23 protein-coding genes, 1 rRNA gene and 1 pseudogene are annotated in these 18,368 nt (G+C 61.0%); 5 read left to right on the top strand and 20 right to left on the bottom strand.

Translation table 11 applies throughout. The annotated features are described in order from the left end of the window. A 5S ribosomal RNA gene (rrf, locus tag LLY24_RS16495) occupies positions 1-110 on the top strand; the annotation flags it as partial. Between the two features lie 467 nt (positions 111-577). On the opposite strand, the gene LLY24_RS16490 is transcribed toward rrf, so the two are convergent. Further along, positions 578-1,435 (bottom strand): Tim44 domain-containing protein, encoded by an 858-nt coding sequence (locus LLY24_RS16490; protein ID WP_259037398.1) that lies wholly within the window; start codon positions 1,433-1,435, stop codon positions 578-580. A 126-nt stretch (positions 1,436-1,561) separates the two neighbouring features. On the opposite strand from LLY24_RS16490, the gene LLY24_RS16485 reads away from it, so the two are divergent. After that, entirely contained in the window at positions 1,562-2,137 is a 576-nt protein-coding gene (locus LLY24_RS16485) for an isochorismatase family protein (protein ID WP_259037397.1), read from the top strand. A 63-nt stretch (positions 2,138-2,200) separates the two neighbouring features. Here the strand turns inward: LLY24_RS16485 and yaaA are convergent, their stop codons facing one another. Both yaaA and LLY24_RS16475 read right to left on the bottom strand, forming a co-directional pair. Next, positions 2,201-2,980 (bottom strand): peroxide stress protein YaaA, encoded by a 780-nt coding sequence (yaaA, locus tag LLY24_RS16480; protein WP_259037396.1) that lies wholly within the window; start codon positions 2,978-2,980, stop codon positions 2,201-2,203. Between the two features lie 101 nt (positions 2,981-3,081). Further along, positions 3,082-4,113, bottom strand: coding sequence for an NADP(H)-dependent aldo-keto reductase (locus LLY24_RS16475; protein WP_259037395.1), 1,032 nt, complete (start codon positions 4,111-4,113; stop codon positions 3,082-3,084). 247 nt (positions 4,114-4,360) lie between these two features. Here LLY24_RS16475 and LLY24_RS16470 point away from each other — a divergent pair, with 247 nt between their 5' ends. Further along, positions 4,361-4,852, top strand: coding sequence for a tetratricopeptide repeat protein (locus LLY24_RS16470; RefSeq protein ID WP_259037394.1), 492 nt, complete (start codon positions 4,361-4,363; stop codon positions 4,850-4,852). A gap of 11 nt (positions 4,853-4,863) precedes the next feature. Then, positions 4,864-5,388 (top strand): hypothetical protein, encoded by a 525-nt coding sequence (locus tag LLY24_RS16465; RefSeq protein WP_259037393.1) that lies wholly within the window; start codon positions 4,864-4,866, stop codon positions 5,386-5,388. Positions 5,389-5,406: 18 nt separating this feature from the next. Here the strand turns inward: LLY24_RS16465 and LLY24_RS16460 are convergent, their stop codons facing one another. From LLY24_RS16460 to LLY24_RS16435, 6 genes are all read right to left on the bottom strand, one after another. Next, positions 5,407-5,973 (bottom strand): LOG family protein, encoded by a 567-nt coding sequence (locus tag LLY24_RS16460; RefSeq protein WP_259037392.1) that lies wholly within the window; start codon positions 5,971-5,973, stop codon positions 5,407-5,409. Between the two features lie 72 nt (positions 5,974-6,045). Further along, entirely contained in the window at positions 6,046-6,567 is a 522-nt protein-coding gene (locus tag LLY24_RS16455) for a DUF501 domain-containing protein (RefSeq protein ID WP_259037391.1), read from the bottom strand. Beyond that, a complete protein-coding gene (locus LLY24_RS16450) occupies positions 6,539-6,865 on the bottom strand; it encodes a hypothetical protein (RefSeq protein WP_259037390.1) in 327 nt (108 codons plus the stop codon). The genes LLY24_RS16455 and LLY24_RS16450 overlap by 29 nt, the downstream gene beginning before the upstream one ends. Positions 6,866-6,898: 33 nt before the next feature. Next, complete coding sequence (locus LLY24_RS16445) at positions 6,899-7,309, bottom strand: acyl-CoA thioesterase (RefSeq protein WP_259037389.1); 411 nt, start codon at positions 7,307-7,309, stop codon at positions 6,899-6,901. Positions 7,310-7,344: 35 nt separating this feature from the next. Further along, entirely contained in the window at positions 7,345-8,166 is an 822-nt protein-coding gene (locus LLY24_RS16440) for a hypothetical protein (RefSeq protein ID WP_259037388.1), read from the bottom strand. A gap of 142 nt (positions 8,167-8,308) precedes the next feature. Then, positions 8,309-8,740 carry a hypothetical protein gene (locus LLY24_RS16435; RefSeq protein ID WP_259037387.1) on the bottom strand — a complete coding sequence of 144 codons (432 nt, stop codon included), beginning with the start codon at positions 8,738-8,740 and terminating at the stop codon, positions 8,309-8,311. 40 nt (positions 8,741-8,780) lie between these two features. Here LLY24_RS16435 and LLY24_RS16430 point away from each other — a divergent pair, with 40 nt between their 5' ends. Beyond that, on the top strand, positions 8,781-9,941 hold the full coding sequence (locus tag LLY24_RS16430; protein WP_259037406.1) for a MalY/PatB family protein: 1,161 nt from the start codon (positions 8,781-8,783) through the stop codon (positions 9,939-9,941). 17 nt (positions 9,942-9,958) lie between these two features. Here LLY24_RS16430 and LLY24_RS16425 read toward each other — a convergent pair whose 3' ends face one another. The 11 genes and pseudogenes from LLY24_RS16425 to LLY24_RS18405 all read right to left on the bottom strand — a co-directional run. After that, entirely contained in the window at positions 9,959-10,903 is a 945-nt protein-coding gene (locus LLY24_RS16425) for a tetratricopeptide repeat protein (RefSeq protein ID WP_259037386.1), read from the bottom strand. 152 nt (positions 10,904-11,055) lie between these two features. Further along, positions 11,056-11,409: a hypothetical protein gene (locus LLY24_RS16420; protein WP_259037385.1), complete on the bottom strand. Its 354-nt coding sequence runs from the start codon at positions 11,407-11,409 to the stop codon at positions 11,056-11,058. Between the two features lie 49 nt (positions 11,410-11,458). Then, positions 11,459-12,289 (bottom strand): nickel import ATP-binding protein NikE, encoded by an 831-nt coding sequence (gene nikE / locus LLY24_RS16415; protein WP_259037384.1) that lies wholly within the window; start codon positions 12,287-12,289, stop codon positions 11,459-11,461. Further along, entirely contained in the window at positions 12,286-13,077 is a 792-nt protein-coding gene (locus tag LLY24_RS16410; protein WP_259037383.1) for an ATP-binding cassette domain-containing protein, read from the bottom strand. The genes nikE and LLY24_RS16410 overlap by 4 nt, the downstream gene beginning before the upstream one ends. Further along, the gene (gene nikC, locus LLY24_RS16405) at positions 13,074-13,943 is read right to left on the bottom strand and encodes a nickel ABC transporter permease subunit NikC (RefSeq protein ID WP_259037382.1); all 870 of its coding nucleotides are present in this window, start codon (positions 13,941-13,943) and stop codon (positions 13,074-13,076) included. The genes LLY24_RS16410 and nikC overlap by 4 nt, the downstream gene beginning before the upstream one ends. Continuing rightward, positions 13,940-14,884, bottom strand: coding sequence for a nickel ABC transporter permease subunit NikB (gene nikB / locus LLY24_RS16400; RefSeq protein WP_259037381.1), 945 nt, complete (start codon positions 14,882-14,884; stop codon positions 13,940-13,942). The genes nikC and nikB overlap by 4 nt, the downstream gene beginning before the upstream one ends. Positions 14,885-14,887: 3 nt before the next feature. Further along, a complete protein-coding gene (gene nikA / locus LLY24_RS16395) occupies positions 14,888-16,456 on the bottom strand; it encodes a nickel ABC transporter substrate-binding protein (protein WP_259037380.1) in 1,569 nt (522 codons plus the stop codon). Positions 16,457-16,531: 75 nt separating this feature from the next. Beyond that, positions 16,532-16,738: a hypothetical protein gene (locus tag LLY24_RS16390; RefSeq protein ID WP_259037379.1), complete on the bottom strand. Its 207-nt coding sequence runs from the start codon at positions 16,736-16,738 to the stop codon at positions 16,532-16,534. A 38-nt stretch (positions 16,739-16,776) separates the two neighbouring features. Next, positions 16,777-17,379 carry an OmpA family protein gene (locus LLY24_RS16385; RefSeq protein WP_282563429.1) on the bottom strand — a complete coding sequence of 201 codons (603 nt, stop codon included), beginning with the start codon at positions 17,377-17,379 and terminating at the stop codon, positions 16,777-16,779. Then, complete coding sequence (locus tag LLY24_RS16380) at positions 17,379-17,936, bottom strand: hypothetical protein (RefSeq protein WP_259037378.1); 558 nt, start codon at positions 17,934-17,936, stop codon at positions 17,379-17,381. The genes LLY24_RS16385 and LLY24_RS16380 overlap by 1 nt, the downstream gene beginning before the upstream one ends. A gap of 260 nt (positions 17,937-18,196) precedes the next feature. After that, a pseudogene (locus LLY24_RS18405) lies at positions 18,197-18,331 on the bottom strand (IS30 family transposase); the annotation flags it as partial. Between the last annotated feature and the right edge of the window lie 37 nt (positions 18,332-18,368).

The raw sequence follows: 18,368 nt of genomic DNA, 5'->3' as shown, positions 1-18,368 counted from the left end.
GACCATAGCGTTCGGGAACCACCTGATCCCATGCCGAACTCAGTAGTGAAACCGCTCAGCGCCGATGGTAGTGTGGGGCCTCCCCATGCGAGAGTAGGTCATCGTCAGGCACTTATTAGAAGACCCCGAGTACTCTGTGCTCGGGGTTTTTGCTGTGGGCGGAATAAATACCGATATCGGTGCGGGAACATTAGCTTTTGCTATGGAAACCAGTGCGCTCAAGCGCGACCATAGCTTGATGGAATCGACGAGCGAGACGAGCAGGTCGACTCGATGGCGACGGCATCTGGCCGCTGCATTCTTAGTAATGATGGTGCTGGTATCAGGCGCGCTTACGGGCTGCGACCGTGAAGGTCCGGCGGATCAGACTGAGCAGAATATCGACGAGAGCGTAGAGCACGCAGGAAGGCGTTTGCACGAGTTTGGCCAGGAGATCGAGGAATCAGCACGAAACGGCTGACGCCGCTGTCGTTAACGGGATGAAAAGCTGGGGCAACTACTAAAAAAAAGTGTTAGGCAAACAAAAGCCGCTCCCTTGAGAGCGGCTTTGTCGTTTAATGCAGGTAGTGATAGGCGATCAGGCAGCTGGATTTTGCTCGATCCCTTGCACGTACCAGGGGGCGCCATCGCGCAGCGCGCGGATGAGGTGCCAGGTTTCGTTGAACTCGGTCTTCTCACCGTTCTCCTCGAGTACCCCGTGGAACAGAACGGTTGCTTCGGCATCGTTGCCGAGCTCTTTGATATCACCAAGCTCGACGAACAAGCGCACGATTTCGGTGCGATTGTTGGCGGGGTGCTGCGCGCGCTCTTCGCGGAGTAGATTGTAGAGCTCGGGCGTCACGTACTCTTGAATGCGGCTGAAGTCGTTATTGTCCCAAGCCCGCTGGAGCGTCATGAAATGCTCTTTGGCGCCGGAAAGAAAACGCTCTTTATCGAACCACTCAGGCGTAGCCTTGAGCTCGGCAGCTAGGCTTCCCGCTGTGGGTGTGCCAGTACCAAAGGGCGTACTGGGATCGCTAACCTCGCGCTGATAGGGCTGCTGCGACGGCCGAGCAGCTGCGTGTGCAGGATTGCGCTGACGTAGAAAGGCGCGAAGCGCAATGACTGCCAGTGCGGCTACGCCAATCATCAGCAGCAGATCCATCATACGCAGCTCATCGAAGGCGCCACCGAAGAACAGCGCGGCAATCAAGCCACCTGCCAAAAGCCCGCCCATCATACCGCCCATGCCGCCACGGCGTGCCGCCGCTGCGCCTGCTTGGCCCGGCTGCGCATTTTGGGCCTGCTGTGACGAAGGCGTATTAGCCGGACGATCGGCCGAGCGTGACATGCTGCCCATATTGCTACCACCGCCCAGGCGCCGGGCTTCGGCGTACTCGACGGCTGCGCTAAAGCTCAAGAGTCCCACCAAGAGCATGGCTAGAAAGTTTCGCATACGTATCTCCGTTAGAAGAAAGTTAAACGCTTGAGAAGTTGGGAAAAGCCAGTGTAGCGCTTACGCTGTGAAGACGCGCCTGTTTTCGGTGGGCGCTGAGAATAACGCCAAGATCGAGGTGTGAACGTGCAATTACAAGCCGACGAAAGTCTACTTCTAATGGTCGATTTCCAAGCCAAACTTCTTCCTGTCATCGAAGAGGGGCAAAGTGCCCTAGCAACGGCCACTTGGCTCGCGGGCGTGGCTCAAGCGCTTGGCGTGCCCATCTGGCTCACCGAACAGTACCCCGAAGGGCTTGGACATACAGATTCTGCGTTAATGGAGACGCTCGAGCACCGCAAGGTTTGGTCGAAACATCACTTTGCTGCCACGGCGGAATCCGACTTTATCGACGCGCTAGCCCAATCCGGTCGTCAGCAGATCGTGCTATGCGGCACGGAGGCGCACATTTGTGTGCTGCAAACGGCGTTAGGCCTGCTCAAGGCGGGGTATCGCGTATTTTGGCTGACCGATGCCACGGCAAGCCGACGTGGCGAAGAGGCGCGCTTGGCTCGCACCCGTGCCTGTACCCACGGAGCCGAGGCAGTGTCGGCCGATATGGTGGCGTATGAATGGCTTGAGCGCTGCGATAGTGAGACGTTCAAGCGCCTGCACCGCACCTTTCTCAAACCCCGTGCGTCACAGGCGGTACGCTTTTTCTAAGATGTTTTTTTAAATACGGTGCAGGCGATAGCGTACTTGCCGGAAAAATTGAGATAGGGCGAATCAGCGATCGGCTTCGCGGCGAGTAAAGACGAGCGTATCGCCCGCAGAGGCAGCGGCATCGAAGCGATAGCCCGCTACATCGAACGCCTTGAGCGCTTCGGGCGTATTGATGCGCTCACGGATGATCCAAGCGCTCATCAGTCCGCGTGCCTTCTTGGCATAAAAGCTGATGATCTTGAACGTACCGTTCTTTTCGTCCTTGAACACTGGTGTGAGAATGCGCGCATCGAGGCGCTTGGCATCAACGGCCTTGAAGTACTCGTTGGAGGCCAGATTGACCAGCACCTTAGAGCCGCTTTCGTCCAATGCAGCCGTCAGCGCGTCGGCCAGTACCGGCTGCCAGTAGGCATAGAGGTCCTTGCCGCTGGGATTGCTCAGGCGGGTGCCCATCTCTAGGCGATATGGCTGGATCAAATCGAGCGGGCGTAGTAAGCCATAAAGGCCGGAAAGGATGCGCAGGTGCTGCTGAGCGAAGCGGTTGTCGGCCGCGCTAAAGGTGTCCGCTTCAAGGCCTGTATAGACATCGCCCTGAAACGCCTGTGCGGCCGGTTTGGCGTTATCGAGGGTGAAGGGCCTTTCCCACTCGGCGAAGCGGGCGGCGTTGAGCCCGGCAAGCTTGTCGCTAATGCCCATCAACTCGCTCAAGCGCTGCGGCGAGTAATCACGCAGGATATCGATCAGCGCCGCGCTCTGGTCGAGAAAGTCGGGGTGTGAGACATCCTCGGTCGTGGACGGGGTTTCGAAATCCAACGTCTTGGCGGGAGAAATAACGCTCAGCATGGCAGGCTCCTTGGCGTGGCATTGGCGCCAGTATAACAAGCCCCGGCCGAGGCCGGGGCTATGAGGGCGATGCCTTGAGTCGATGGCGTCAGTCGCGCTGCTTAAGGGCAGGGGTTGGTGTAGCGGCGATGGATCGCTTCGATGCCGTCGAGTACCGCTTCATCGAGCTTCACGCTCTCGCTTGCGAGGTTGCTTTCCAGCTGCTCCATGGTCGTTGCGCCAATGATGTTGCTGGTCAGGAAGCTGCGAGTATTGACGAAGGCAAGCGCCATCTGCGCCGGATCCAGACCGTGTTCGCGCGCGAGGCCAACGTAGGCCTCGGTGGCGGCTTCGGCCTGCGGTGAGGTATAGCGCTTAAAGCGCTCATAAAGGGTCAAGCGGCCTTTCTCTGGCCAAGCTCCGTCGAGGTACTTGCCCGAGAGCACACCGAAGGCCAGCGGCGAGTAGGCCAAAAGCCCAACGTCTTCGCGGTGAGCGACTTCGGCAAGCCCGACTTCGAAGGAGCGGTTGAGCAGGTTATAGGGGTTTTGTACCGATGCCACGCGCGGAAGCCCCATCGTCTCGGCCAGATGTAGCGCGCGCATCACGCCCCAGGGCGTTTCGTTGGAGAGCCCGATGGCACGGACCTTGCCGGCATCGACCAACTCTTTGAGCGCACCCAAAGACTCCTCCAGCGGAGTAGCGTCTTCGTCGTCCTGATGCACGTAGCCGAGCTTGCCGAAGTAGTTGGTGTTGCGATCAGGCCAGTGCAGCTGATAGAGGTCGACGTAGTCGGTCTGCAGGCGCGACAGGCTTTCGTCGATGGCTTTGAGAATATGGTCACGGGTCAAGCGCGCGCCGCCGCGAATGTGCGCGTGGCCTGGGCCCACCGCTTTAGTGGCGATGATGACGTCGTCGCGTGCGCCACGGCGCTTGAGCCAGCTACCTACATAGCGTTCGGTAGCCCCTTGGGTGGCCGCCATGGGGGGAACCGGATACATCTCTGCCGTGTCGATGAAGTTGATGCCGAAGGCGACGGCGCGGTCGAGCTGCTCGTGGGCTTCGGCTTCGCTGTTCTGTTCGCCAAACGTCATCGTACCGAGGCAGAGACGGCTGACTTCCAGGCCGGTTCTACCAAGTGGGCGCGTCTGCATTACTGTCTCCTCGCTAGGGCGTCATTGCCACAGGGTAGGCGCTGGCGACTGGCCGTCAACAGCACCTCAGCACCGCATGTTAGCGGGCCGCTTTGAGGGCGGCAAATCACTGGGGTTGAGTCGTAGCCTAAGCAGGCGTATGCTTGCCACCCCAATTTATCGGCCAAGGCCGATAGTCATCAAGCGGACGGTCGCTATGAGGCGACGGCTAGTCCAGGTTCAACCGTTTTGGGCAGGGTGGTTTGCCATGCCGCAGGCATCTTCGTTGTTGATTCGGCTCGAATATCGACTCGCCGAACGGCTTTTTCATAGCCGCTGGTTGCTGCCGCGCTCACCGCGCACGCAGCGGCTGACCATGCGCTTGTATAAGCGCTGTGCGGATGCTGGGCATCCGGCGGCGCTGTCGGCCTATGGGCATATGCTGTTTCACCGCAGCCCTTCGCCCCAGGACAAGGCGCGGGGGGCGCGCTACGTTGTCGAAGCGGCCCAGTCGGGCGATGTCTTGGCGCAGTATCAGTTGGCTCAGATTCACGAGCACGGCTGCGCCCAGTACCCGCGGCGGGAAGATTATGCCGTGACTTGGTACGCCCGTGCCGCCCAATCCGGCCATGCGCCAGCGGCCGAGCGCTTGGCGCGTGCTTATCGTCAGGGTGAACTTGGTCTTGCCGTCGACGGTGAACAAGCCCGCTTCTGGCGCTCGCTGATGGCCCGCTGCGTCGATCACGACGTGGCCGCCTGACGCGCCCTGACATGCAAAAGCTTCACGAATTCGCTCCCGACGCGGCGCTACCCACCGTGCTGGATATCGAAGCCTCCGGCTTCGGGCGTGGCAGCTATCCCATCGAGATCGGCCTTGCGCGCGCCGACGGTAGCGTCTGCGCCTTTCTGGTCCAGCCGCTCGATGAGTGGACCCACTGGGATCCTAAAGCGGAGCTTCTGCACGGTATCAGTCGCGATCAGTTGATGCGTGAAGGCCATCCCGTGCGCCAGGTGGCGCACTGGCTCAACGACGAGCTAAGCGCCATTGGTAAGGCCTACAGCGATAGCTGGGGCTACGACAATACCTGGCTTTCGCTACTTTTCCACCATGCGGGCATGGTGCCGCGCTTTCGTTTGGAGGCGCTGCGCATTCTGCTGAGTGAATCGCAGCAGGCGCTGTGGAGCGATACCAAAGAAGCCATCATCACTGCTGAGCCCATCCAGCGTCACCGTGCCGGTGACGACGCCCGTTTGCTTCAGCTCACCTATCAGCGCACGCGCGGGGCGTGCGCCTAGCACTCAGTCAGAAAAACACTAGCTAGCAAAACCTTCTTTCTGCCTTAGCTGACGCTCCAGCGCGCTCACCAGCGCCTGGGGCGTCTCGGCGTCGAGCAACATGGCGCGGGTCTCTTGGGCGAGAAAGCCGTGTGCCACGGTGCTATCGAGAAAGGTCAGCAGCGGATCGAAGAAGGTGTCGACGTTGAGTAGCCCCATGGGCTTGTCGTGTAGCCCCAGATAACCCCAAGTCCAGACTTCGAACAGCTCCTCGAAGGTGCCAATGCCGCCCGGCAGGGCGACGAAGGCATCGGCGTTGGCCGCCATGGTGGCCTTGCGCTCGTGCATATTGGCCACCCGAATCAATTCGGTAAGGCCGAAGTGGGCCTGTTCGCGCTCGACCAGATGGTCCGGCATCACCCCGATGACCTCGCCACCGGCCTCAAGGCAGGCGTTGGCAAGTTCTCCCATCAAACCCAAACGTGCACCGCCGTAGACCAGCGTATGGCCGCGCTGGGCGAGTTCGACGCCCAAGGCGTTAGCGGCTTGACGAAACCCCGGCGTATTGCCGTCACGCGAGCCGAGGTAGACACAAATTCGAGACATCGCTTTTTCCTTCTATGAACGAAACCATCCCATGCACGCTTTTAAGCAGGCGTCCTTGAGGCGAGCGTCGTGTTAGCCAATGTGCTGATCGATGCCATGGTGCGTGTCCATCCACTGGCCGATCACGTTATGACCACACAGATGGTGGGCGTACTGCGTATGCAGGCAGCGAATCTGCTGCCAGTTACTAATGCCACCGATACCGCGCTCGGTCAGTACGTCGGTGTAGCCCAGGCGTTCGACTTCCTGGCGCTGGGCATCGCTCATGAAGGCCCAGCGAGCATCGACGTAATCCTGATGGCTTTGGCGGTAGGCAGCGAGAAACTCGGGTTCGTCTTGCAAACGCTGCTCCAGCGACTTGATCACGCCCACCGCTTCGATACGCGAAATCTCGACCTTGAGCACGTCGGAGCAGAGCCAGTAGAGGGTAGGAAACGGCTTGTCATCGACGATGGGCGCCATGCGCAGCACCAGCGGTGTACCTTGGCTATTGGTGGCGGCCACGGCTTCAATGCCACGCGGGGCGCGGCCAAGCTGCTCGGTGATGATGGCGAGTTGGCGCTCGTCAGGCGCTTGATTGGGACGAATCACCATGGGGCTGGTCTCTCACAAACTTGTTGGAGCGGCCAACAGCGCGGAAAAAGCAGCGATTGAGCTGTTCGGGCGACGCTACATAGCGCCAGGTCCGCTCACAGTAGTCAGCGGCTCGCGCTATCAGCACGTCATAAAGGCGGTTGAAGGGGGCATCATAATCGTAGGGGTCGGCGCCGAACAAGCGGATATGCGGATAGTCGGCAAAGCGCTCGACGAAATAGTGCTCCACGTCCGCCTCGACTTGGCGGTGTAGCGTCGTGTTGTCGGGGTCGAGCCACAGCGTATAACGAATTGCCATCAAACACTCCCGTGCCCGTCTAAGGCGTCGCCATCAGGCAGGCGGCGTGGGCGCCTCGTGCAGGTGCGCCTTGAGTGCATCGCGTAGGCTACCTTCGAGTGCGACGGCGCGCTTTGCCTGATGATCGTAGTGAACCAGGACCGTATGACCTACGTTGGCCAGTTTACCCTGCTGCCACGCCTCTTGAGTCACGGTGAAGGAGCTCGTACCCAGGCGCGTCAGGTAGGTGCGTATTTCGATCTCGTGACCATAAAACAGTTCAGCGCGGTAGTCGATCTCCATGCGCGCCATGATCAAGCGCCAGCGTTTGGGGTCCAGGTTGGGCGTGAATAGCGTGAACAGGTCGTTGCGTGCAAGCTCAAACCAGGCAGGCAAACGCGTGTTGTTGATGTGGCCCAAGGCGTCGGTATCGTAAAAAGCGGGCTCGATCGATCGGGTGAACATACGGCCTCTCCAGCATTATTGTCGTTAGCGTTTACTTATGCAGGTGAAGCCGCTTGGCGTCGCCCTTGCCACCAGCGCTGGAGTTGAAGCCAGCCCCAAAGCCACAGCGTGGCGACGACGAAACCAGCCAGCGTTCCCAGCGCGAGCCCCAAGCTCTGATAACTATAGGAGACGCACAGCGCATAGCTTAACAGTGAGCCGAGCCCCATCGGGTAGTGCTTGATCACGGTCGCCGCCGGGCCAGGCCCCTGGCTTGCGTGCAGGATGAGCAAAAACGGCAGCATGGTGACCGGGAAGGCCGCCAAGGTGCCCGCCCAGGCGGGCGGTACCCAGTGAGCGAGACCGGTGATAACGAAGATGATCAACGTCGCCAACAGCGCGCGAAGCCCAAGTGCTACCCAAGAGAAGGCCGGGCGCGCGGTGGCCACGGTGTCGGGAATGCGTTTAAACAGCCAGGTGAACCCAATGATGGCCACGAGCGTACACAGGGTGCCGGTTAAGCGGGTGAACTCGAACTGGGCCAGCACCGCGCTCACCGCGAACCAGAACACGATGGCGCCGCCCAAGCCGCTAAACACACCGACAAGCCCCGACTTGCGGCCGCACAGCCAGTAACCCGCGCCCAGTGCCATGGTGGCGGTAAAACCAGCCAAGGTATGCACGGCGCTATCCACGGCGAACGCAGGAGAGATCTCAAGGCCAATGAAAAAGAGCGCTAGCGCCGTCCCCAGCGGGTAGCCTGAGAGTAGCCCCGCGATGCGCGGGCTGACACGCACGGCCACGACCCCAAGCCCCAGTACCATGGCGACGGAAACGGCCACCTTGGCTAGCTGCCAACTGAGCGGAATGTCGAGCATAGTGACGTGTCCTTATGGCGATGATCGTGCGGTAGCGTATTCGATAGCGTGTTAGCGTTTTGCTAGTGTGCCACCCGCGTCACGCCCCGGCGAGCCGCGCACCAATGACTTTGGTCGAAGAGCGTGAGAGCCTGTACCGCTATCACACTAGGCGCAGGCCCTGTTGATCGCGCCAGGCGGCTTCCAGCGCCTCGGCAAGCGGGGCGCGCAAATGCTCGGGGAGGGCGTCGAGCGCTTGTTGGCGCGTCTCGAAGCTGCGGTTGCGCAGCCAGCAGTAGGCCCAGGCGCAGGCTTCGGCGTCATCCTGGGGCGTTGGCCGGGCGGGCATTTGGTTGAGCAGGAAGACGGCGGTGCGTGGGGCCCAGAGGGGGATCTCTTCTTCTGATGCGTAGCACCACTGCGCCAGTGTCTCGCCGCTTGGGGTTGTGGCCGGGGCTCCGAGCTTGGCCACCCGCGCGGTCTCGGCCAGGATCAGCGCCAAGCGATCGCCGTCGCCGCGCCCCAGCGCCTGCCACTGGCGCAGCAAAGCCGGAATACCGGTACGCACCTTGGTATAAAAATCATTTTGCGGCATGCTCGAAGCGACCTCTTGTTCAGCCAGGAATGAAATGACGATGGGCTTTGATTTTGCCACGCCAATTGAGCGGCGCCACCCCGAAGGCGCTTGGGCATCGCAGAAATGGCACCGCTATGGCGATGACGTGCTACCACTGTGGGTTGCCGACATGGATTTTTACTCACCACCCGCCGTCGAGCAGGCGCTACAGGCGCGGGTGCGCCACGGTGTCTACGGCTACGGCGAGGTGCCTGCCTCGCTTGAAGAAGGCCTCTGCAACTGGAGTGACACGCACTACGGCTGGGCGATTCAGCCCGAATGGCAGCACTGGTTGCCGGGTGTCGTGCCTGCGCTACACATCGCTGCCTTGGCTCTGACCGAACCCGGCGATGCCATCTTGAGCGTGACGCCGATCTACCCGCCGTTTCTGGCGGTCGCCGAGCGCACCGGTCGCCTTGCCCAGCGCGCACCTCTGGCCGAACCCAGCGGCCCCCATGCGCCCTGGCGCCTCGATATCGACGCCTTGGAAGTGGCCATTACCCCGCAAACGCGGCTGCTGCTCTGGTGTCATCCGCACAACCCGACCGGGCGGGTATGGCAGATTGATGAGCTCGAACGCCTTGCCGCGCTCATCGAGCGTCACGATCTATGGGTCGTCTCCGATGAGCTGCACTGCGATCTGATCCTGGCCGAAGGCGAACGTCACCGGCCGCTGGCAGCGCGCTTTCCCGAGCTTGCTCGGCGTATCGTCACGCTATGGGCGCCGTCGAAGACCTTCAATCTCGCCGGGTTGAGTAGCGCCTGCGCGGTGATTCCCGACGCCGCGCTACGTCAGCGCTTCGTCGCCGCCTGCAAAGGGCTGCTGTCGGCGGTCAACGTGCTGGGGCTGGTCGCCGCCGAAGCAGCCTACCGTGAAGGCGAACCGTGGCGCCAGGCGCTTTTGGCCGTCCTGCGCGCTAACCGCCAAATGCTGATAACGCACGTAGAACGGTGGCCAAACGTGACCATGGCGCCGCCGGAAGCGACGTATTTGGCTTGGCTCGACATGCGCAAGGCGGGCCTTGGTGCTTCGCCCTACCAGCGTTTGCTGGACGAGGCGGGCGTGGCGCTCTCCGACGGGGCTCCCTTTGGCTTGCCAGGGTTCGTGCGGCTCAACTTCGGCACCACCGCCGCCCAGCTCGAGGCGGCACTGGCGCGTTTGGATCGCGTGTTGGTGTGAGTCCTAGAAAAGACGCCTCAATACATCAGCGCGAAGAGCTTGCGACGGTAGGCCACGGTCAGCGGATGATCGGCGCCAAGGGCGTCGAACACCTGCAAGAGGGTCTTACGCGCCGCGTCCTCGTTATAGGCGCGGTCACTTTTCATTAGTGCAAGCAGACCTTCAAGGCCCGCATCGTAGTCGCCATCGGCGACTTGGCGCAGGGCGCGCTGGTAGCGAGCTTCGCTATCGTCACGCTCGCCCAGGGCGGCAATCTCTTCGCTGCTGAGCGCCTGTTCGGCAAACTCGATGCTGGCGCGAACGCCGCGCGCTGGGGCGGCGTCGCGCTCCTCGGGCGGTAAGTTATCCAGCACGCCGCGCGCGTCCTCACCGCGCCCTTCGGCGACGAGCACGCGGGCCATGGCGACCTGATAGGCGTAGTGCTCGGGGTATTGCGCCATCAGCTCCTGGTAGATGGCGCGCGCAGTGGCGGTGTCGCCTGCTTGAAGCGCCGATTCGGCTTGCTCTTCAGGGCTCGGCGCGGCCTCGGCGGGCGCCGGGAAGTAGCGGCCGAGCCACTCGCGAATCTGCTTCTCAGGCAAAGCGCCCTGGAAACTATCCACTAAGCCGCCTTGGCTGATCAGTTTGACATCGGGCACCGAGCGCACGCCCAGCTGCGCACCAATCTCGGGGTTAGCCTCGATGTCGAGCTTGGCCAGAATGAAGGCGCCGGCGTATTCGAGCGCCAGCTTCTCCAGAATCGGCATGAGGTTCTTGCACGGTTGGCACCAGGGCGCCCAGCAGTCGAGTAGAACCGGCACCTGCATGGAGGCTTGAAGCACCTGCTGGATGTTGCTGGCGTCGAGCTCGATGATGACGTCGTCGCGGCTAACGTGGGCCGTAGTGCTCGCTGCGGGCGCGTCGTCGTTCGGCGTGGGCTGGGCCGACAGAGGATTGCCGGTACGGGGATCGATAATCGCCATGGCATCTGTGCTCTATTGAAAGGGGAGTGAATACGGAGCGTGAAGTACGCATGAAGAAAGCATGCCACAAGATATGTAGGCGCGGGAGGCGATATTCAAGCGCCAAAACGCCGACGGTATGAGGGCCGTCGGCGTTTTGGTAAGGGTAACGCTTACTGGCGCGAGGCGAGCTCGTCCTGCATGCGATCGAACATCGCGTACATATCGTCGCACAGCGCCTGGGAGGGCTCGTGGTCGGAGCCAGGCTGCATCATTTCAAGCTCCGCCTGATGCTGCATCAAAGTGCTCTCGACGTCTGCCGCCGACATGATCTCCTCAAGCTCCGCGCTGACTTCGTTGATCTCGCGGCCCTGCTGCGCCTGGGCGTTGGCGTAGTTTTCGACGTCGCCCTGAACGCTTTGGCTGGCGGCCATCAGCGCGGGCGTGGTGCAGGCCTGCTCCTGGGCGAAGGCGCCCTGAGTTGCCATGGCACCAACGATAGTGAGAAAGAGAGCTGTCTTCTTCATGAGTTCACGTCCATTTGAATGAGATGAAGCGGCATTAAAACACGCGCGCCTATTCGAAGACACCTTCGGTTGAGAATCGTTCCGAAGGGCGCTTGGGGCGTGAGGGCAGCGCAGGCAGCACAGCCTGGGTCAGCGCCTTACCCGCCGCCGAGTGCAGCGTTAGCGGCTGAGTGACGGCGCGATCCTCGACCAGTCTGCCCGCATCCATCACCAGCACGCGGGTGCAGAACTGGCTGACCAGGCGTAAGTCGTGTGTGATGAACAAAAACGCTACGCCAAACTCACGCTTGAGCGTTTTGAACAGCGCCAAGGTTTGGCGCTGCAGATGCAGGTCGAGGTTGGATACGGCTTCATCGAGAACGATCAGCGCCGGGCGCGGCGCCAGCGCCCGGGCGATGCAAACGCGCTGCAGCTGCCCGCCGCTCACCTGGTGGGGGTACTTATGGGCGTCACTGGCGACAAGCCCTACCGAGCTCAAGAGCCTAGCGACTTCGGCGTCGCGCTCGGTCGGCGTCAACGTCGTCAAGTGACGCAGCGGCTCTTGGATGATCTCGCCGATCGTCAGACGCGGGTTGACCGCGCTCTGAGGGTCTTGAAAGACCATTTGCACCGTGCGGCGAAAGTCGTGCCAGGTATCGGTATCGAAGCCCTGCAAGGAGCGATCCTTGAAGCGGATCTCTCCGGCGTTGGGCGCTTCTAGCCCGGTCAAGAGCCGTGCGAGCGTGCTCTTTCCGCAGCCGCTGCGGCCCAGTAGCGCCACCGTCTCACCGGCTTCGATGGCAAACGATACCTCGTGGAGGACCGGCGTTGACTTGCCTGCGCCGACTAACGAGAAACGGCGATAAGCGCGACAGACCGCGTGGGCGGAAAGCAGACTCATAGCGCCTCCTTGTGCGCGTAAAGCGACAGATGCGCGGCAACGAGATCGCGCGTTATGGCCTGCTGAGGCCGATGGAAGATCGTCTCGACCTCGCCCTCTTCGATCACGCGGCCTTGCGCCATCACCAGCACCCGGTCGGCGAGCCTTGCTACCACGCCCATGTCGTGCGTCACCAGCAAAATACCCAAGCCGTGCGACGTTTTGAGCCGCTCGAGTAGATCCAGAATATCGCGCTGAACGATCACATCCAGATCGGTCGTCGGCTCATCGGCGAACAGAAACGGCGCGCCGCTGGCTAGGGCCAGGGCGATCATCATGCGCTGGAGCATGCCGCCCGAAAGCTCGAAGGGGTAGCGTTTGAGCAGCGTCTGCGGCTGTTCGAGCCCCGCCGAGGTCATGGCCTCAAGAATACGCTCGCGCCAGAGACGCTTGGGAACGCCAAGGGCACGAAAGCTCTCGCTGGCATGATCGTTTAGCGAGCGCACTGGATTGAAGGCGCTGCGTGGGTTTTGCATGATCGAGGCCACGGCGTGACCACGAAGCTTAGCGGGTGTTGCGAGGGTATCATCGAGGCGAACGTCGCCGCCTACTTTCTGAACCCCCGGCGGTAGGGTGTCGAGCGCGGCAGCACACGTCATCGACTTGCCCGAGCCGCTGGCACCAACCAGCGCCACGACTTCACTGCGGTAAAGAGTGAGCGATACGTCGTCGACCAAGCGGGTGCGGGCTTCGCTAAGCGTGCTATCCACCTTTAGGTGGCTAAGTGCTAGGGTGCGGTGCGCGTTCAATGGGCGTGCTCCCGGCGAAGGTGAGGGTCGAGGCGGTCGCGCAGGGCATCGCCCAAGAGGTTGAAGGCCATGACGCTGACGAATAGCGCGAGCCCCGGCCATAGCATCAATAGCGGCTCGGTCCAGACGAACTGACGCGCGTCGGAGAGCATAACACCCCACTCGGCGGTGGGTGCCGCGACGCCTAAGCCGAGAAACGAAAGCCCCGAGACATGGAGCATGATGTGACCGATATCGAGCGACGCCAGCACGATGAGCTGGGAGAACGTGGCCGGCAGGAGATGGCGCACGAAGACACGCGTGCGGCTCGCACCGGCCATGTGCGCCGCCGCGATGAAGTCACGGTGTTTTAGCGACAGCACGATGCCGCGCACGATTCGCGCGTACCAGGCCCAGTGCGACAGCGCGATGGCGATCACCACGTTGGTAAGCCCGGTACCTAGCATGCCGATCATGAACAGCGCCAGAACGAAGGTAGGAAAGGTCAGAAAGACATCGGTAATGCGCATGATCACCTGATCGACGCGCCCGCCAACGAAGCCAGCGGTGCCGCCGATGACGATGCCCAGCGTCAGCATCACACTCAAGGTGATGGCGACCACACCTAGCGATACGCCGGTGCCCGCCATCAGGCGGGAGAGAATATCGCGCCCTAGATGGTCGGTGCCCAGCCAGTGCTCGGCATTGGGCGACTGCAAACGCGCGGTGAGATCGACGGCGTTAGGGTCGAAAGGCGCTATCCAAGGTGCAAGGCAGGCCGTGACGATCAGGGCTAACGCCATGACCAGCGCGATGCGCGTCGTCCAGCGAGCCTGTTGCCAAAAAGAGGTGAGCTGCGTGGATGGGGTTGCTACCGCTACGTTCATTCTGCCCCCTCCGCCGAGAGTCGGATACGTGGGTCGGCCCAGGCATAAATGATGTCGACGATCAGGTTACACACCACGAAAATGGTCACCATGAGCAGGGTAAAGCACTGAATGACGGGATAGTCGCGATTGAAGATGGCCGACACCGCAAAGCGTCCAACGCCCGGCCAGCCGAAGATGCTTTCGATGATCAAGGTACCGCCAATCAGTTCGCCGATGTGCATGCCGACCGCCGTGATGATCGGCAGGAGCGCATTACGAAAGACGTGCGAGCGCTCGACATGACGTTCCGGCAGGCCGCGCAGGCGAGCGTAGGTAACGTGACGCTGGCCCTTCACCTCGAGCATGCTGGCGCGCAGGAGTCGGGCGTTGATCGATAGCGACATCAGCGCGATCGCCACAGCGGGCATGACCAAGTGCGCCCAGCCGCCTCGCCCCATGGGCGGTAGCCACCCCAGGTGCACCGAGAACAGCAGCACCAGCAGAAAGCCGAGCCAGAAGTTGGGCATCGAAACGCCGATGAAAGCGATCAACCGCACCCACTGATCGGGCGCCTCGTCCTGATGGCGCGCCGCCCAGCGCCCTAGAGGAATCGAGATGCCAAGGGTCAGTAAGAGCGCCACGCCGGCCAACTGCAAGGTAGCGGGCAGGTAGTAGAGCAAATCCGGCAGAACCGGGCGCTGAGTCGCGTAGGAGACGCCAAAATCGAGCTGTAGCGCACTCTTTAGCCAGGTGATGTACTGCACCAGCAAGGGCTTGTCGAGCCCCAGCATGATGCGGGCATGCTCCAACGCCTGAGGCGTTGGCGGCACGCTGGACAAGCGCAAGTAGTCCATCGCCGGGTCCGAAGGCCCCAAGCGCAGCATGAAGAAGATCAGCGCCGATGCGGCGAGCAGCATCAGCGGTAAAAGCAGTAAGCGTCGCAGAATGAAACTAGCCACCGGTTACTGACCTTGAGGTGCGATACGTTCGAAGGGAATTTCGCTTGCCATGGCGCCAAAGGGAATGGGTCCCAGCTCGGGGCGCGCCACCGCAATGGCGTTGGTGTACGTCAGCGGCACATAGATGGCGGATTCGTGCAGCCTCGTTAGCAAAGCGGTATAGAGCTCACGGCGCCTCTCTTCGCCTGTGGTCGTCAGAATGTCGCTGATCATGGCATCGATGTCGGCTTTATCGTCGAGCCCTAGCTGAGCTTGGTAGTCAGCGTGGGCAGGCACGCGCATGGAGCTGATGAAAGCGTGCGGATCGGAGGGGGCTCCCCAGGTGCGATTGAAGATCATGCCGAAGCGACCGTCGCGCTGGCGCGCATAGACGCTGCTCTCTTCCTCGCCGATCAGGCGCGTCTCGATACCCACGCGCGCCAAGTCCGCCTGAATGATTTCGGCCATCGACTTCGATACGGCGTCGTTGCCGACATAGACCAAATCGGTGCTCAGGCGCGCGCCTTCACGCTGGCGCACGCCTTCTGCATCGCCCAATCTCCAGCCCGCACCCTCCAACAGCTGTCGCGCGAGCTCGGGATCGAACGCATAGGGTGCAAGAGGCACATCCGCATAGGGCAGCGTGGGAGAGAACAGCGCATCAGCCGTTGGTTGCGTGCCATAAAAGACGGTGTCTACCATGGTCTGCTTGTCGATGGCGTGATTGATCGCCTCACGAACGGCCTGATCGCGAGTCGCTTCCTGCTGGCTGTTGATCGCTAGCATTTGGGTCGCGATGGGGTCGGACACTTCGGTAGTGAACTGGCCCATCTGCTCGAAGCGCTGGAAGGTGTCTGGGGAAATGGGGCCATCAACGCCATAGATCAGGTCGATCCCACCCGTTTGGAAAGCAATGGCGCGGGTATTGGGGTCGGGGATGACGCTAATATTGACTCCCTCAAGCGCTGGCTTCTCACCCCAGTAATGTTCGTTACGCACGAAGTGGTCGTATTCGCCCAGGCGCGTGTCGGCCAGTACCCAAGGGCCGGTGCCGATGGGCGCGGTGATACCCTGCGCTGACTCACCATCAATCAACTGTGAGGGGGCGACGAAACGAAACGGCCGCGGCAGCGAAAGATCCTGCAGTAGTGGGTAGTAGCTGTCTTGAAGCGTCAAGCGCACATGGTGCTCGTCGATCACCTCCACCTGTTGGATCTGGTTGGTAAGCTCGAGCCAAGCATGGCGTTCGCGGTTAGCTAGAATGGCATCGAAGTTGGCCACGACTGCCTCTGCATCGAAGGGTTCACCGTTAGAGAAGGTGACATCGTCGCGCAGGGTGAACTCATAGGTACGGCCGTCCTCGGAAATTTCCCAGGCGGAAGCGAGCCAGGGCGCCAAGCTGCCATCTTCCTGATACTTCACCAGCGGCTCGAAGACCATGACCTGAGCGAACATCTGGTTGGGTGAATAGAGGTGCGGATTGAGCGGCCCGACGTTGACCGGCCAAGAGAAACCGAGCGTTTCGGCTGCGGCTGGCCCCGCCAGTCCGGCGACGAGCGCAACAATTGATGCCGACTTGAGAAGTGATCGCATGAAGTTTCCCGAGTGCTTGGTGCTATTGGTATGACGAATTTATAAAAACATCATACTCTGCTTAAGCGTTCGGCGTCATACCAAAAGATGCCCCAGCCGGAGTCGATCAATGAGGTTCATGACAGATAGTCGGCGAGCCGGGTGGCGGCCGAGCTTGTCCAAGCGGCGCGACATGGCTGCTTCACGCCGGTAGGCGGAATCGCCGGACAGGTAGGTTATGACCGCCACCTCCACGATGGCGGATTTGGAGATGCGGCTCAGCGCTAGCGGCTCGGTCGGCACGGGTCAATGACTTCCATTGTGTCCTGCAACCCTTTAGGTCATTCGTTGGCGAAGATGATGTCGACGCGCCGGTTCTGTGCGCGCCCTTCCGGATTATCGTCTCCGTTCGGCAGAGTGTTTTCAGCAACAGGTTCGTGGAAGCTTCGCCCGTCTTCCTCGATCTCACGTGATGTTCCCAGCACATCACGCAATGCGGAAGCAACCGCTGCGGCCCGCCGCTCCGACAGGCCCTGATTGTACGCATCATCGCCTATGGAGTCCGTGTGGCCGATCACATGAATCGCCCCCACCGTATCCATCAACTCGTTATCGGCGATGGCCCGAACAATCCGTTCCGATCGAGCATTGAGGACATCCTCATCGAAGGCAAACAGCACATCCGCGCTCAGCGTGATCGTTGTCTGATCCTCGTCTTCGACCTCTGCCCTGAGACTGCGAGGTGGGGAGACCTCAAGACGCACCGGCGGGGGGATATCGATCCTGCTGATACGGGAGGTCAACGGAGAGATCGAGGCGGCAATCTCGGCGCTGTCCGGCGTGCTCATCTCGTCAAGAAGGTCGACATCTTCAGCGATTGCCCATGACGGAAGAGACATCGTAAGAAGCGCAACAAGTAATAAATGGGCTGTGCGATACAACATCATTCCACCTGGTAGGGGACATCGGTAAGCGGCGGCAAGGCGACCCGTTCTGCCTCCAGATAAAGGTCGAAGCTCTCCATCTCTTCGACCGGCGTTCCGAAATAGAAATAAACCGTGCGGGGGACGCCTTCAGTCATGGGAATCACGCGGCTTGACCCGCGGGTGACCAGTTGATATTCAAGCAGATTGGCCGGATCGATCAGTCGCGCATTTATAGGATTACTGAGATTTGCGCCCAGCACCTGGGCGAGATCGGGGCTGCGTCCGGAAAAGGGCTCGATCTGCCATTCTGGCGTGAACGTTACCCCGATCCGCAGCAATTCCCCGACGATTTCCATCGACGTTACTTCGATCGTGACGGTCGCACCGCTTTCGCCCGGAATATCGACGACCAGCGGGGCCGCCACGGCATCGCCCCCCGCTGCTGCTTCGCCCTGGATCACGGGAGTCTCAGAGGCCCCGTTGCCCGCTTGTTCGGTGTCATTGGCATAGGCTGCCGAAGTGATGGAAAGCGCCGTCAGAATGGCTGCTGCTTGCGCGAACGATATATAGCGCATCGAGAAACTCCTTTGCAGAAACTGTACTTTTGATGGGCCGCTTATGCTGCCGTTTGATCTCGACAAATGTGAAATGTGAAAAGACAGAAGTTAGCTCGTTTATCGATCAGCCCACTTGAGTGTTCCATTTTAAAAGTTAGTGCATCGCTGGCCTTTGTTCCATGAGAAGAGTGGTTTCCGGGGCTGGCGGGCGATAGCCCAATCAGTGGGGGAGGACCAAAGGGCACCTGCTCCAACAGCCGCACCAGCCTGCGCGAAACGCTGATCTGCTCCGGGCTCCACTCTTCACGCAGCCGGTCGGCGACGGCGGCAATCATACTGGGCAAGCGCTTTTTCCACTTCCAGGGTGTACGGCGACGGTGATCACTGAGGGGCTGGGCCTGCTCGGGGTCGTAGTCACCAGAGAAGGCAGTAAGGGTACCGGCGCTGGCC

Source organism: Halomonas dongshanensis (assembly GCF_024790395.1).
GTDB classification, from domain to species: domain Bacteria; phylum Pseudomonadota; class Gammaproteobacteria; order Pseudomonadales; family Halomonadaceae; genus Vreelandella; species Vreelandella dongshanensis.
Note: the sequence above shows the minus strand (reverse complement) of the source record. Positions and strands in the feature narration are given on the sequence as shown.